General features: G+C 60.9%; 12 protein-coding genes and 1 pseudogene. 6 read left to right on the forward strand and 7 right to left on the reverse strand.

Translation table 11 applies throughout. The features are described from left to right. Window positions 1-11: 11 nt before the first annotated feature. The 4 genes from O3299_RS10545 to O3299_RS10560 all read left to right on the forward strand — a co-directional run bounded on the left by O3299_RS10545 (window position 12) and on the right by O3299_RS10560 (window position 6,146). On the forward strand, window positions 12-2,606 hold the full coding sequence (locus tag O3299_RS10545; protein ID WP_305062270.1) for a type VI secretion system Vgr family protein: 2,595 nt from the start codon (window positions 12-14) through the stop codon (window positions 2,604-2,606). Then, window positions 2,603-4,456, forward strand: coding sequence for a triacylglycerol lipase (locus O3299_RS10550; protein WP_305062271.1), 1,854 nt, complete (start codon window positions 2,603-2,605; stop codon window positions 4,454-4,456). Before O3299_RS10545 ends, O3299_RS10550 begins: the two co-directional genes overlap by 4 nt. A 3-nt stretch (window positions 4,457-4,459) precedes the next feature. Next, the gene (locus tag O3299_RS10555; protein ID WP_305062272.1) at window positions 4,460-5,584 is read left to right on the forward strand and encodes a T6SS immunity protein Tli4 family protein; all 1,125 of its coding nucleotides are present in this window, start codon (window positions 4,460-4,462) and stop codon (window positions 5,582-5,584) included. 82 nt (window positions 5,585-5,666) lie between these two features. After that, window positions 5,667-6,146, forward strand: a complete 480-nt coding sequence (locus tag O3299_RS10560; protein ID WP_305062273.1) for a GNAT family N-acetyltransferase — start codon at window positions 5,667-5,669, stop codon at window positions 6,144-6,146. 4 nt (window positions 6,147-6,150) lie between these two features. On the opposite strand, the gene O3299_RS10565 is transcribed toward O3299_RS10560, so the two are convergent. From O3299_RS10565 to O3299_RS10590, 6 genes are all read right to left on the reverse strand, one after another. Then, window positions 6,151-6,333: a hypothetical protein gene (locus O3299_RS10565; protein ID WP_305057538.1), complete on the reverse strand. Its 183-nt coding sequence runs from the start codon at window positions 6,331-6,333 to the stop codon at window positions 6,151-6,153. Then, complete coding sequence (locus O3299_RS10570) at window positions 6,311-6,688, reverse strand: DUF2750 domain-containing protein (protein ID WP_305062274.1); 378 nt, start codon at window positions 6,686-6,688, stop codon at window positions 6,311-6,313. The genes O3299_RS10565 and O3299_RS10570 overlap by 23 nt, the downstream gene beginning before the upstream one ends. Beyond that, window positions 6,678-6,962, reverse strand: a complete 285-nt coding sequence (locus O3299_RS10575; RefSeq protein ID WP_305062275.1) for a hypothetical protein — start codon at window positions 6,960-6,962, stop codon at window positions 6,678-6,680. Before O3299_RS10575 ends, O3299_RS10570 begins: the two co-directional genes overlap by 11 nt. Before the next feature lies 1 nt (window position 6,963). Further along, on the reverse strand, window positions 6,964-7,353 hold the full coding sequence (locus tag O3299_RS10580) for an Imm1 family immunity protein (protein ID WP_305062276.1): 390 nt from the start codon (window positions 7,351-7,353) through the stop codon (window positions 6,964-6,966). Next, entirely contained in the window at window positions 7,350-9,002 is a 1,653-nt protein-coding gene (locus O3299_RS10585; protein WP_289897376.1) for a SulP family inorganic anion transporter, read from the reverse strand. Before O3299_RS10585 ends, O3299_RS10580 begins: the two co-directional genes overlap by 4 nt. Window positions 9,003-9,069: 67 nt before the next feature. Further along, a complete protein-coding gene (locus O3299_RS10590; protein ID WP_305062277.1) occupies window positions 9,070-9,651 on the reverse strand; it encodes a TetR/AcrR family transcriptional regulator in 582 nt (193 codons plus the stop codon). A 127-nt stretch (window positions 9,652-9,778) separates the two neighbouring features. Here O3299_RS10590 and O3299_RS10595 point away from each other — a divergent pair, with 127 nt between their 5' ends. After that, window positions 9,779-10,756 carry an SDR family oxidoreductase gene (locus tag O3299_RS10595; RefSeq protein ID WP_305062278.1) on the forward strand — a complete coding sequence of 326 codons (978 nt, stop codon included), beginning with the start codon at window positions 9,779-9,781 and terminating at the stop codon, window positions 10,754-10,756. A gap of 141 nt (window positions 10,757-10,897) precedes the next feature. After that, the gene (locus tag O3299_RS10600) at window positions 10,898-13,231 is read left to right on the forward strand and encodes a PAS domain S-box protein (protein WP_305062279.1); all 2,334 of its coding nucleotides are present in this window, start codon (window positions 10,898-10,900) and stop codon (window positions 13,229-13,231) included. Here the strand turns inward: O3299_RS10600 and ligD are convergent. Next, a pseudogene (ligD, locus tag O3299_RS10605) lies at window positions 13,215-14,123 on the reverse strand (non-homologous end-joining DNA ligase); the annotation flags it as partial. The gene O3299_RS10600 and the pseudogene ligD overlap by 17 nt on opposite strands. Window positions 14,124-14,167: the final 44 nt, after the last annotated feature.

The following is a 14,167-nucleotide window of genomic DNA, read 5'->3' on the forward strand; positions in this document are numbered from 1 at the left end:
GGAGGCAGGCCATGCATGCAAGCATCCAGGCGGCACTGTCGGCCATCGACCTCGCCGCGCAAGACCGGCGCCTGCTGAAGATCGAGTTCCCCCATGAAGATGGGCCAGCCGGCGCCATCCTGCTGGTCAATTCGCTGACTGCCAGGGAGGAGGTGTCGCGCGACTTCCGTTTCGAGGCTGAATTGCTGTCCGATGACGCGCACATCGCGCTCAAAGCCATGATGGGCCGCATGGTCACCATTTCCATGGTGCGCGACGATGGCACGCTGCGCCACTTTAACGGCTACGTGGGCGAGTTTTGCTTGTTGCGCGCCGATGGCGGCTTTGCGTGGTACCGCATGGTGCTGCAATCATGGCTGGCCTTCGCCCGGCTGCGCCAGGACAACGTGTCCTTTCATGGCCAAAGCGTGATGCAGCTGACCGAGACGACCTTTGCCCATTACGATCAGCGCGACTGGAAAACCAGCATCCATGGCGACGATCCGCAGATCACCTGCGCCAACCAGCACAATGAAACCGACTACAACCACCTGCACCGGCGCTGGGAGGCGCTGGGCTGGCATTACTGGTACGAGCACCGCGCCGATGGCCATACGCTTTGGCTCGCAGACAACAGCACCTTGGCAGACATGATCGCCACGGCATCTGGCGAAGGCGCCATGCATTTCCACTCCGAGTCGGGTTCCATGGAAGACGATGGCCTGCAACAGTGGCAAGCCGTGCGCCGGCTCGGCTCCGGGCAGCTGACCTTGGCCAGTTTCGACTATAAAAATCCCCAGCCGCACCTTGCCAGCGGCTACTCCCTGAATCGCCAGGGTGATGTATTTGCCCATGAGCTATATGAAAACACGGGCGCCTATGGCTATAAGAATATCGACGAGGGAGAATCCCTGGCGCAACGCCGCATGGAAGAAAGCGACCATTTGCGCCAGTATTTCGAGGCAGCCGGCAATCACCGTGGCGCACAGCCTGGCCTTTGCTTCCGGCTCGATGGACATTTCAGCGCCGAGGAAAAACGCTGCCAGCCTGGCCAGGAGCGCCCGGACAATATCGCCGAACGCGAGTACCTGATCCTGTCAGTCGTGCATAGCGCCAGCAATAATTATCAGCTTGGCCCTGGCACACCTTCCCACTATGTCAACAAGTTGGTGTGCGTGCGTCGGGACATCCGCTGGCGGCCGGGTCGTGGCCACAACAGCACACCGTGCGTGGTTGCCGGTGTGCAGACGGCGCTGGTGGTCGGACCGGCCGGAGAGGAAATCCATACCGATGCACTGGGACGCATCCGCCTGCAGTTTCACTGGGATCGTCTGGGTGAATTCGATGAGCGCAGCTCGCCATGGATACGCGTCATGATGCCGATGGCGGGTCCGCAAATGGGACACATCGCCTTGCCGCGCGTGGGCCAGGAAGTCGTTGTGCAATTTCAAGACGGCAATATCGACCACCCTATCGTCATCGGCGTGGTCTACAACAGCGCCAATCCGCCGCCGTGGCAACTGCCGCAGCAGCGTGCCCTGTCCGGCTTGCGCAGCCGTGAACTGGGCGCCCGCAGCGCCAACCATCTCGTGCTCGACGATACCAAGGGGGCGATCCAGGCGCAGCTGCGCAGCGAGCACCAGGATAGCCGGCTTTCATTGGGCAACATCACCCGCATCGACGACAACGCAGGCCGCAAGGAGGCGCGCGGTGTAGGTTTTGAATTGGCCAGCAACGCCTGGGGCGCCCTGCGCGCGGCCAAAGGCATGCTGATCACTACCGAAACGCCGACAGGCGGTGGCTCGGTCAAACAACTCGACGAAACACAGGCTCGCCTGGCGCAAGCACGCCAATTACAGCAAGGCTTGGCCAGCATGGCCGTCGACGCCGGCGCGCAAGACAGCGCAGCACAACAAGGCGCCGTGGCCGAATCCATCCAGCGGCAAAACGCTGCCATCAAGGGGAGCGCCGGCGATTTCCCTGAGCTGTCCGAACCGCATCTACTGCTGGCCAGTCCGGCCGGCATCGAGCTGAGCACGGCCCAGTCGATTCACCTGGCCGCCAGCGAGCATGTGGCGCTCACCAGCAGCAAGAATATTTCACTCGCCAGCGGCGACAGCCTGTTTGCCAGCATCGCTAGGACCTTCAGCCTGTTCGTGCACAAGGCTGGCATGAAACTGATCGCCGCCAGCGGCAAGGTGTCCATCCAGGCCCACAGCGACGAGGTGGAAATCCTCGCCCAGAAAGTCTTGTCTCTGATCAGCGAAGCGGACTGGGTCAACATCAAGGGCAAGAAAGGCGTACGCCTGCACGGCGCCAACCACATGCTGGAAATCAGCGACAAAGTGCAGTTCTTTACGTCCTCCCCTGTGCTCTTCAACGGCAACCTGGAAACCATGGCGCCAAAGAGCGTGTCGCAGGAATTTAATGAGAGGCCACACAGCAGTTTCGATCAGGAAGTCTTGCTAGTGAATGCCGACGATACGCCGGCCGTTGGCATTGCTTTTGAAATCCTGCGCGATGACGGCAACGTGGCCGGCAAAAGCAGTGACGACGGCTCGACGAACCTACAAAAATCCACCGGCACGGACAGCTATGTGATTCGATACAAGGGAGAACTGCCATGAGCGACAGCGATGAGTTAAATAAGCGAGGAAATCATCCTGCGAAGTTTGGCCAAGGCGTGGGAGGCTGGGCGGAACTCGCCGTTTCGATGACGGAAACAAAAGATACCGCACGACATGACGTCACCCTACCACCTGGTAAGGTAATTCCTGTCATTTTCCTTCCAGGCGTGATGGGTAGCAATTTGCGAATGAGCAAAATTCGCCAAGAAGAATTGCGCCGTCCGGACAATCGGGCTTGGCGGCCAGACGATATGATGGGTGCGGGAGGCAAGACAGCTGTCCTTACAGGCAACGGCTTGGGTGGCTGGTTCAAAGATGCTTCGCCAAGGCAGCGCCAATTGGTTTTTGACCCCACTGAAACCGAAGTGGAGTACTACCACTATACGGAGAGCAACAGCCGCTTCGATCCAGATGGTGCGGAAACCAAGGCTGCAGATGCACGGCATCAAAATGTTCCCGACAATCTTACCCCAATCCCCCCGTTGATTGGATCCTACGGAATACTTCCGGTAACGGGACCTTTACAAGCTCAAGCACGCGCCCGTCAAAGTCCCGCGCAAATAGCACGCTGGCGCGGGTGGAGTGAGGTGCTTTTCGAAGGTGCATACGGAACCATGTTGCGTACCACAGAGCAACATCTAAATAATATGATTTCCAATGGAGAAGCACATCCGTTCTGGCGTAGGACGAGTGGCCTGGGCGCCAGGCTAATGCGAGACCCAACAACTTTTGGTGCATCATCTGGCAAGGCCATTAATGTCAACGACTTAAAGAAAATTTCGCCCTGTTGGTATCCCGTGCACGCGATGGGTTATAACTTTACAAAGAGCAATGGTGAATCTGCCATCACCATTGCAGAGAGACTACGCGGTCTTGTCAGAGGTTACAAAAAACGTGGCTTCAAATGTAGTGAAGTCATTCTCGTCACGCACAGCATGGGCGGTTTACTAGCCAGGGCGTTGATACATCCCAGTTATGGAAAGATGCTTGACGATAAGGATGTAAAAATCCTCGGAATTTATCACAACGTGATGCCGACCATTGGGGCAGCAGGGGCGTACAAACGCATGCGTTTTGGTTTTCAGGAGAGGGAAGGTTCCATAGCCGAAATAGAAGCCAAAATTCTAGGCATCAACGGTGTACATGCCACCGCGATTTTGGCAAATGCACCGGCGCCATTGGAAATGATGCCAGGCGTGGCATATGGCCAAAACTGGCTAAAAATTGTGGATGCTCAGGATAAAGTTTTATGGAGTTGGCCTCGCGATAAAGCCACTGCACTGGAGAGCATTTACCTTCAGCCACCTAATGCATGGTGGCGACTAATAAATCCAAACTGGGTAAATCCAGCGAGCATACCATCTGATAATGGTGGCGGCCTAGAAATGGTAATGAAGAGATTGAAATTAGCCACAGAATTTTTATCATCTATAGAGAAAACGTTTCATCCAAACACTTACGCAAGCTATTGCGCATCCAGGGATTTTTTAAGTTATGGCGATGTCGTATTTAAATTAATTGACGGACTTCACGGTGGCTCCAACGATCCTTGGAATAAATTCGAGCCGCGACCTGAAAAATGGAAATTACTTGAAGATGATAGCAAGGGACAACTACTTGTCCAAGCTGGAGGAAAATTCTTAAAGTTAAAATTACAGCCAGCCAGTGCACGCGGCGATGGTACGGTACCATCAGATCGTTCTGCTCAACACATCACCGGTACATTATTCGTACACGGCACGACGGAAGCGACTGGTTATGAACACCAAAATAGTTACACCGATCCAAATGTATTAGCATCCATGCTTTATTCCATCGTACAAATTGCAAAAAATGCAAAATGGAGCTAGATCATGATTAATGAAAAAAATAAGAAAATTTCAATCATCACAATAATTATTACAATATTTATTTCCGCATGCTCACAAAAAAATATAGCTAAGGAGCTCCAGATGTCTGACAACTTGAAACTTAGCAAACGTCTTGAAGTGCTTTTTCTAAAAACAAAAATTGTATGCTTTGGACGTTATGCCATAGAAGTCCCACAAGAGGCAAAATTAATATATGGCAACATATCATTCCCTTCAAGAATTGAGATTGTAAAAGGCGGAATCATTGCAAGAGATGAAAAAATATCAGAAGACATAAAAAAAATAAAGACCAATAATCCTTCTTCTGAAATCATATCCAGCGAAAATGGGCCTATAGAAAATAGTTGGCAATTTCGCTATTTCGACAACAAATTCTCCAAAGAGGATGGCAATGTTTTTTTCAAAACGTATATCAACAAAGGAGATATTACATTTATTCTTAGCGGTTCGACTCCAAAAGGTGGAACGATTACAAATACGGCTACCACACAATTAATACGAGCGAATAGTCTGCGTCTGCGCAACCACGATGAAATTCCTGAGGAACCCGGCCATTGCTTAGAAGGTGGCCACATGAGCGACAGTAGTTATAGTGTTCAAGAAATGGCAGATGCCGGCTTATATTTCCCAAGTTTTCCGGATGTGACGTTTTCCGTCACTTCCAACAAAGACGCCTACGGCGATTATCCTCCTGCTGAATATGAGGCAAAAGTACGTGGGGAATTATCATTACTTGCCCGTATCCAGCGGGCGAAAGACCAGCAAGGCAAAAATTACCCTGCTCGCACTCTGCTACGCGAAGGGAAGCGTGACGTGCAGCACTGGCATGGCGAGGAATCATTGATACGGCGCACTGATGGCGTGCATGATTTTGAATGGGCACTGGTGGGTACGCCGCTCGATATCGCCTATCCATCTGTGCTGGAAGCATCCATGTACACCAAAGTCGCCCACAACATGGTCGGTGCCGCCGAAGCCGCCTCGCTGAGCGATGAGGAGGCCATTGCCTTGTGGGACAAGCTGCTGTCCGGCCTGAAGTTCCGGGTGAAAGTACCGGGTGCGCCGCCGGGGTCCTACTACATCGATCCGGACAAGCCGGCGCAGTGACGGCTGGCTGAGCGCGGCATGAACTCTGGCTGGCGTGCTGCAAGCCATTGCGCTAGCATGGCCTTTTGCCCGGAAAGCGTCCATGACCATCACCCTGCGCCCCGCCCTTGATTCCGACATCGACGCCCTGTGGGCCCTGCGCACGGTGGCCGTGCGCGTCAGTTGCGCCACGCATTATGCGCCGGAGCAAATTACTGCGTGGACGGCTACACCTGTGCCGCGGGCGTATGCCGCCATGCTGGCCGCGGGTGGTGGCGTCGTGGCGATGCAGGGAGAAGCCATTGCCGGCTACGCCATGCTCGATGCGGACAAGCAGGAAGTGGAGGCCGTGTTCGTCGATCCGGCGCGTGCGGGACTCGGCATCGGCAAGCGGCTGCTGGCGGCGCTGGAGCAATTGGCGCGCGGACACGGCATTGCGCGTCTGCACCTGTCCGCATCGCTCAATGCCGTGCCGTTTTACCGGGCCGCAGGGTTTATTTCCTTGCGCGAGGAAGCGTATGCCCGCCCCAGCGGCATCAGCCTGGCCAGTGTGGCGATGGAAAAGGCGCTGGCGGCCGCCTGAGCCTTCAGTCCTGGCCGGCTTCGGATTCGGCCAGGCATTGCTGCAGTTTCGCGATCAGGGCGCGCACCTCGTCGCCGCCCAGGTCCAGCGGGTCGCCTTGCGCGCCGACGGCGATCAGGCAGATGGCCGAGCCGTCGTACCAGGCGTCCAGGCGTTCCTTGCCCTCATTCATATTGCTCTGATTCATGTTGCACATCGCTCAGCAAATCGGCAGGCGCCGCGATGCTGGCGCGGCCTTGCGGCACGGGAAACACGAAAGCCAGCTGTTTATTCTCCGCCATGCCGGGCAGCCATTTAGCCAGAAAATCATCGAGAGCGATGGCACGCGGCTGGAAATGTTCCCAGTCGCCGCTGGCGCACGCTTGCGCGAATGCCGCTTCCGGCCAGAACGGTATCGCCACCTTGCCGTCAAGCTGCGCCGTGGCCCAGCCTTCATGGTGCAAGCCCCACACTTCTTGCGTATCGGCCACCTTGCGCACAAAGTAGGCATGACGCTCGGCGGACGGCAGCCCCGCCACCTGCTTGAACTTGTCAGGATGCATGCTCGCCTCCTGCCTCGTCCCATACCCGCAGTTGCGGCGTGCACCAGCCCGTCACCATGTCGAGGGCGTCCAGTATCACGTCTTCCAGCGGCCCTTCCTGAGCGCCGTTCTGCATAGACGGGCGCAGTTCGTGCAGCAAGCTGGCCACTTGCGCCGCCGTCACGCCGCTGGCGCGGTAGCGCAGCAGGATGGCGCGCAGCGTCAATAACCCTGCCCTGGCGTCCAGCGCGGCCAGCAAGTCCTTGTCGATATCGGCGATGATGGTTTGCGGCATCTCAATCCGCCTCCCACGCGATGGCGGCCGGCCGCGCGCCGGCTGTCCTGAAAAACGCAGCGAAGGCGTGCTGGCATTCTTCCACATCAATGCACCACGCTTCCGGATACTCGTCCACCTGGCCATTGGCCAGCAGGTAGCTGCAGGCGCCGTCCGCCTCTTCGTCACCCAGCGAGTGAAAACTCAGGTCGTCCTGTCCCGACAGATACATCAGCCAGGCGTTGCCGCCATTGCGCAGCATGCACAGGGCCGGGCCCTGTTCCGCATCCGTGGCCAGGGTCAGCCACAGTTCGCACTGGGCCAGCGCGCGCGCCTCCTGCAGCGCCTGCTCCAGCGCAGCAATGGTGTCAACGGCGCGCGGTTCGCCATGCAGATTCAATTCCATCGTCATGCCGGTTCTCCACTCTTTTTCCCGCTCAAATCATTTGTCGCCAGCGCCGTGCTCAGGTAGAGCTTGCCGCTCAGATCTTTCAATAAACTGCTCTGGCGCAAACGGTCCATCACGGGCCCCTTCACTTCGGCCAGGTTCAGGCTGATGCCGCGCTTGGCCAGCGCGCTGTTGAGTTCGATCAAGCCCAGCAAGGCCGTGCTGTCGATCTGGTTGACGGCCGACAATACCAGCACCAGGTGGCGCGCCGTCGGGTGGCCGCGCAATTCGTCTTCCACCCTCTCCGTCACGGCCTCGACATTGCCGAAGAACAAGCCCGCATCTATGCGCAGCAGCAAGACGTCCGGCAAGGTTTGCGCTTCATAGCGCTCCACGTTGCGGAAGTGCTCACTGTTCGGGATACGCCCCAGCACGGCGATGTGCGGGCGGCTGGCGCGCCAGATCAGGGTGCCCATCGACAACAGCACGCCGATCACCACGCCTGCTTCCACGCCCAGCACCAGCACGCCGGCCGTGGTCGCCAGCAGGGCCAGCGCATCGCTGCGGTCGTAGCGCCACGACAGTTTCAAGGTATCCCAGTCCAGCAGGCTGGACACGGCAAAGATGATGGTGGCCGCCAGCACGGGCAGCGGCAGCAGGGCCAGCCAGCCCGTGGGCGCCACCAGCGCCAGCGCCAGCAAGCCGGCCGTGATGATGCTGGCCAGCGGCGTGTTGGCGCCCGCCTGGAAATTGACGGCCGAGCGCGAAATCGACCCCGTGACGGGAAAGCCGCCCGACAGCGCGCTGGCCACGTTGGCCGCGCCCAGGCCCAGCAGTTCGCGATTGGTATGCAGCTTTTCGCCCCGTTTTTGCGCCAGGGTCTGGGCGGCGGACATGCTCATCAGGAAGATGATGAAGGCGATCAGCAGCGCTGGCGACAGCAAAGTGCGCCAATGGGCGCCGGAGGTGGCGAGGTTCAGGCCCGGCAAGCCGCTGGGCACGTGGCCCGTCGTCTGCACGCCCATCGCTTCCAGGCCGCCATAGGCGACGAGCGCGATGCCGGCCAGCACCAGCGCCATCGGCGCCAGGCGCGCGCCCACGTCGGCCGCCACCCGGTTCAGGCCACAGCGCCGCAGCAGGCGCGACGCGTAGCGCTTGGACAGCCACAGGAACAGCAGGCCGGACAGCCCCAGCACGAGGCTGGGCGCATGCCAGTGGGGCAGCGTCGCCCCCAGCAAGGGCGTGATCTGCCCCCAGATGATCAATATCGCGGCGCCATTGCTGAAACCGCTGATCACGGGGCGCGACAGGAAACTGGCCATGAAGCCCAGGCGCAGCACGCCGCACAGCAGCAGGACGAGGCCGCTGATGAAAGCCAGCTGGGCGGCCAGCACGATATACAGGGAAGAGCCGGGGTCGGCCAGCGGCGCCAGGGCGGCGGCCGTCATCAGGGAAACGATGGCCATGGGACCCACCGATTGCGTCATGCTGCTGCCGAACAAGGCGTACAGCACGGGCGGCAGGATGCTGGCGTAGATGCCCACCACGGGCGGCAAGCCGGCCACCAGCGCGTAAGCCATGCCTTGCGGCACCATCATCATGGCGACCACGATACCGGCGGTAATGTCTCCGGCCAACAGAGGACGCCGGTATTGCCTGAGCCAGAGCAGCATGAATGATCCCGAAATCTGAAAACCGAAGCCTATCATGCGACGAGGCCGGCTGACAGGGGGCACGGGATCAGTCTTGCAGCAATTGCGCCTTCACGGCGTCGAGGATTTCCGCCGACAGGGACTCGTCATCGACGGAACGGGCCAGCACCATGGCGCCCACCATGGCGGCAAACGTGGCGATGGCCTGCTGGCGCCGCCGCTCCTGCGTGCAATCCGGCGCGCCGTCGGGCAGCAAGCCCTGCAGCAAGGCGAACTGCTGCTGCGTGGCCTGGGTAAACGCGGGACGCGCGCCGGGCGACATGCGCGCCACGTCGACGCCCATGGCCGCCGCCGGGCAGCCGCCGCCGGGCTGGTCGCGGTGTTTCGGGGTGAGGTAGTTATCGATAATCGCCGGCAGCGCCCGCTGCGGGTCCTGTGCGACCTTCGCCCGCCAGCCTTCCAGCGACTTATTCAAGGCATGCTGGCACGCCTCGATCATCAAGTCTTCCTTGGACGCGAAATGGCCATAGAAGCCGCCATGCGTGAGGCCCGCGTTCTTCATCAGGTCGGCCACGCCGATGCCGTCATAGCCCTTTTCGCGGAACAACCTTGCCGCCACCTCCACGATGCGCTCGCGGTTCAGCGCCGCCTGCTCCCTGCTCACTTTCATGCTGCCCTCCCACATTTATGTCAACCATCATATAACTTTGCGCCCGTTTGCGCCACTCTGTTAGCAAGCGCACCGTGCGATGCGGGTGCCGCGCCGATACTGGATAGTCGTTTCCAGGGAGGCCAGCATGAACGAGAACAAGGACCAGTCCGCCGGCAATTTGCAGCGCAGCATCCAGCAGGAGCAGGACGGCCGCGATGCCGCCAGGCAAGACAAACGCGACAGCAAATCCCCCGTGCAGACGGGCAGCCGCAGCCAGCCGGCGCCTCCCCTGCCCGCCCAGCACCTGGACAAGCCCGGCAGCGAGACGCAGATGCAGCTGAAACCGCGCTTCCTGGCGCCCGACTACTGCGGCAGCGGCAAGCTGGCCGGCATGGTGGCCATCGTCACGGGCGGCGATTCGGGCATCGGCCGCGCCGTGGCCGTGCTGTATGCGCGCGAAGGGGCCGATGTCGCCATCATTTACCTGAACGAGCACGCGGACGCCCACGAAACCAAGCGCTACGTGGAAGCGGAAGGCCAGAGCTGCCTGTTGATTGCCGGCGACGTGCGCGACCAGGGCTTTTGCCAGCAAGCCGTCAGCCAGGTACTGGACAAGTTCAGCCATATCGACGTGCTGGTCAACAACGCCGCCTTCCAGGAACACGCCGAATCGCTGCTGGAGCTGAGCGAGGAACGCTTCGACCTCACCATGAAAACCAATGTCTACGGCTACTTTCACATGGCCAAGGCCGTGCTGCCCCACTTGCAGCGCGGTGCGTCCATCATCAACACGGGCTCCGTGACGGGCTTGCACGGCTCGAAGCACTTGCTCGACTATTCCACCACCAAGGGCGCCATCCACGCGTTCACCATGGCGCTGGCCGGCAACTTGATGGACAAGGGCATCCGCGTCAACGCCATCGCGTCCGGCCCCGTGTGGACGCCCCTCAACCCGGCCGACAAGTCGCCCGAGGACATCCGGCAATTCGGCGCGGACACGGACATGCGCCGCCCGGCCCAGCCCGAGGAACTGTCGCCCGCCTACGTCTTCCTGGCCTCGCCCGCCTGTTCCAGCTACATCAGCGGCATCGTCCTGCCCGTCACCGGCAGCGCAGGGGATTGAGCGACGGCGCACGGGAACTTGCGCAAGACGGCCTGAACCATGCACCCGCTGCGGGCGCATCGCCAGGAAGATAAATGCATTGACTTTGATCAAGCTTCTCGCTACGTTATGCACACAGCCTGCCACCCGGCAAGCCCTGTCATGCGTGCGGAAAAAATGGATGCCGAGTTAGATCAGCTTATCCTCAGCGGCGCCCCTGGCGGCGTTGTCATCACAAGCGAAGACCATGTCGTCGTGCGCTGGACGGCGGGGGCGCAGCGCATTTTCGGCTATGCCGGCGACGAAGCGCTGGGCCGCACACTGTGGGAACTGATCTCGCTGCCGGGACAGGCCGAAGCTGGCCCGCTGATCGCCGAGCAGCTGACCCTGCACGGCAGCTACGACCGCGAATCGCTGCGGCGGCGCAAGGATGGCGAGCTCATCTACGTCGACGTGGCTTGCCAGGCCGCACAGCGCGCACCGGACGGCCCCCGCTACCTGATTTCCACCATGAAGGACACGACCTTGCTGAAGGCGGCGCGCGACGCCCAGTTCGTCGACGCGCGCTACCGCGTGCTGTTCGAATCGACGCCGGACAGCGTCATCATGGTCAATGCGACGGGCGCCATCGTGCTGGCCAACCAGCAGGCGCAGCGCCTGTTCGGCTATGCGGAAGGCGAATTGAGCGGCAGGCAAATCGATAGCCTGCTGCCGCAACGCCTGCGCCATGCGCACGTGGGGCACCGCGCGCGCTATTTCGACCAGCCGCGCACGCGCACCATGGGCGCCGACCTGGAATTGCTGGGCTTGCGCAAAGACAACGTCGAATTCCCCGTGGAAATCAGCCTGTCGCCGATCCAGACGGAAATCGGCACCTTCGTCATCAGCGCCATCCGCGACGTCAGCGACCGCCGCCGGGCCGAGCAAAAGTTCCGCGGCTTGCTCGAATCGGCGCCGGACGCCATCGTCATCGTCAACGGCGATGGCGAGATCGTGCTCGTCAACTCGCAAACGGAACGCCTGTTCGGCTACTCGCGCGCGGAGTTGCTCGGGCGCAATGTTGAAGTGCTGATCCCGGCCCGCTATGCACACGATCATCCGCATCACCGCCAGTCCTTTTCCGCGGCGCCGCGCGCCCGCTCCATGGGCGCGGGCCTGGAACTGTACGGCTTGCGCCGCGACGGCACCGAATTTCCCGTCGAAATCAGCCTGTCGCCGCTGGAAACGGAGGAAGGCGTGCTGGTCTCGTCGGCCATCCGCGACATCACGGAGCGCAAGCGCATCGAGCGCACGCTGAACGAACAGAAAATCGAACTCGAACGGGCCAGCCAGGCGAAGGACCGCTTTCTCACCAGCATGTCGCATGAATTGCGCACGCCGCTGAACGCTATCCTCGGTTTCGCCCAGCTGCTGGCCAATGAAGCCCTGCCCGCGACCGTGCTGCAAAAGCGCGCTTTCGTGCAAAACATCGTCACCTCGGGCCGCCACCTGCTCACCCTGATCAATGAAATCCTCGACCTGGCGAAGATCGAATCAGGCAGTCTGAGCCTGTCGATCGAGCCGGTGGCGCTGCCCGTGCTGCTCGAGGAAGTGCGCGTGATGGTGGAAGACCAGGCGCAGCAGCGCCAGATTCACCTGGTGTTTCCGGCCTGCGAGGCGCTGACGCTCAGGGCCGACCATACGCGCCTCAAGCAAGTGCTGCTGAACCTGCTGTCAAACGCCATCAAGTACAACCGTCCGGCCGGCAAGGTGGAGCTGGAAATCTCGCAGCCCGAGGCGCAGCGCGTGCGCATCGCCATCCGCGACACGGGCAAGGGACTGGACGACGCGCAAATGGCCGAGCTGTTCCAGCCGTTTAACCGCCTGGGACAGGAGGCGGGCAGCGAGGAAGGCACGGGCATCGGCCTGGTCGTCACCAAGCGCCTGGTCGAGCTGATGGGCGGCAACATGGGCGTGCACAGCTGCCTCGGCGTGGGCAGCGTGTTCTGGATCGAACTCGATACGATGGCCGCGCCGCCCGCCGGGCAGCCGGCAACGGAATGCCTGCCCGAAACCGCCGGCGATGCCAGCGACGCCGGGGACGACGCCGGCGGCCAGGCGCTGCTGCTGTACGTGGAAGACAATCCGGCCAGCCTGCGCCTGGTGGAAGACATCGTCAGCTTCCTGCCCCACCTGCGCATGATCTCGGCCACCGATGCGCGCCAGGGCATCGCGCTGGCGCTGGAACGCCGCCCGGACGTGATCTTGATGGATATCAACCTGCCCGGCATGAATGGCAACCAGGCGCAACGCATCCTGCGCAACGATACGCGCACGGCGCACATCCCCGTCATCGCCTTGACGGCGAATGCCATGAAGGGCGATATCCGGCATGGCCTGGCCGCGGGCTTTTTCCGCTACCTGACCAAACCCGTCGAGATTCCCCAGCTCAACGCGGCCATCGACGAAGCGCTGCAGCTGGCGCGCGCCGTCGTGCCGTTCAGGCAGGAGGACTGAAGGCCAGCTTTTTCATCGCCGCATCGAGTCCCTTCGCACTGCGCGCATAGCCATTCCACGGCGCGTTGCCCATGTCGAGGCGGCTGTGGACATTGCCCACGTTCCATTGATCGCCCGCCTTCAGCTGGTCGAGCTCCTCCCAGGCCAGTGGCACGGAAATGCCCAGCCCGGAGCGCGTGCGGGCCGACCATGCGCACACAGTGGTGGCGCCCCGGCCATTGCGCAAATAATCGATGAAAATCTTGCCGACCCGGTTGGCGGCACCGCTCTTGACGACAAAACGCGCAGGGATCTGCTGCGCCATGTGCGCCACGACGGCTTGCGAAAACGCCTTCACCGTCTCCCAGCTGTGTTGCGGGCGGATCGGCACGACCACGTGCAGCCCCTTGCCGCCGCTGGTTTTCAGGAACGCGGGCAAGCCCAGCTGCGTCAAAAAGGCCCGCAGCAGCACGGCCGCTTCCCGGATGGCGGGCCAGGCCACGCCCTTGCCCGGGTCCAGGTCGAACACCAGGCGGTTCGGCGTGTCGTAGGCGCTGGCCAGCGCATTTTGCGTGTGGAATTCCACCACATTCCACTGCGCCGCCGCCAGCAAGCCTTGCAGGCTGGCCACGGCCAGCATGGGCGGGTGTCCGGGATCCAGCCGGGCATCGAGCTGTTTGACACCGGGCATGGCCGACGACTCCGCATGTTTCTGGAAGAACAGCTCGCCGCCCACGCCGGCCGGCGCGCGCACGAGCGACACGGGCCGGCCGCGCAGGTGCACGAGCATCAGCCTGCCCACCAGCGCGTAGTAGCGCACCAGGTCGATCTTCCTGGCGCCGCTGTCCCTGTCGATCACCCGGTCCGCATGGCTGACCCTGAAACTGGCCGGCAAGGCGCCGTCCGGCGTGGAGGTGTTCTGCATCGTCTTCTCCCTGTCGATCGGGCCGCCGCCGG

The organism is Janthinobacterium sp. SUN176 (assembly GCF_030587335.1).
Lineage (GTDB): Bacteria > Pseudomonadota > Gammaproteobacteria > Burkholderiales > Burkholderiaceae_D > Janthinobacterium > Janthinobacterium kumbetense.

Bases quoted from the DNA above. Each gene is read 5' to 3' on its own strand.
- O3299_RS10545 (WP_305062270.1), top strand. From the start codon at position 12: ATGCATGCAAGCATCCAGGCGGCACTGTCGGCCATCGACCTCGCCGCG.
- O3299_RS10550 (WP_305062271.1), top strand. From the start codon at position 2,603: ATGAGCGACAGCGATGAGTTAAATAAGCGAGGAAATCATCCTGCGAAG.
- O3299_RS10555 (WP_305062272.1), top strand. From the start codon at position 4,460: ATGATTAATGAAAAAAATAAGAAAATTTCAATCATCACAATAATTATT.
- O3299_RS10560 (WP_305062273.1), top strand. From the start codon at position 5,667: ATGACCATCACCCTGCGCCCCGCCCTTGATTCCGACATCGACGCCCTG.
- O3299_RS10565 (WP_305057538.1), bottom strand. From the start codon at position 6,333: ATGAATCAGAGCAATATGAATGAGGGCAAGGAACGCCTGGACGCCTGG.
- O3299_RS10570 (WP_305062274.1), bottom strand. From the start codon at position 6,688: ATGCATCCTGACAAGTTCAAGCAGGTGGCGGGGCTGCCGTCCGCCGAG.
- O3299_RS10575 (WP_305062275.1), bottom strand. From the start codon at position 6,962: ATGCCGCAAACCATCATCGCCGATATCGACAAGGACTTGCTGGCCGCG.
- O3299_RS10580 (WP_305062276.1), bottom strand. From the start codon at position 7,353: ATGACGATGGAATTGAATCTGCATGGCGAACCGCGCGCCGTTGACACC.
- O3299_RS10585 (WP_289897376.1), bottom strand. From the start codon at position 9,002: ATGCTGCTCTGGCTCAGGCAATACCGGCGTCCTCTGTTGGCCGGAGAC.
- O3299_RS10590 (WP_305062277.1), bottom strand. From the start codon at position 9,651: ATGAAAGTGAGCAGGGAGCAGGCGGCGCTGAACCGCGAGCGCATCGTG.
- O3299_RS10595 (WP_305062278.1), top strand. From the start codon at position 9,779: ATGAACGAGAACAAGGACCAGTCCGCCGGCAATTTGCAGCGCAGCATC.
- O3299_RS10600 (WP_305062279.1), top strand. From the start codon at position 10,898: ATGCGTGCGGAAAAAATGGATGCCGAGTTAGATCAGCTTATCCTCAGC.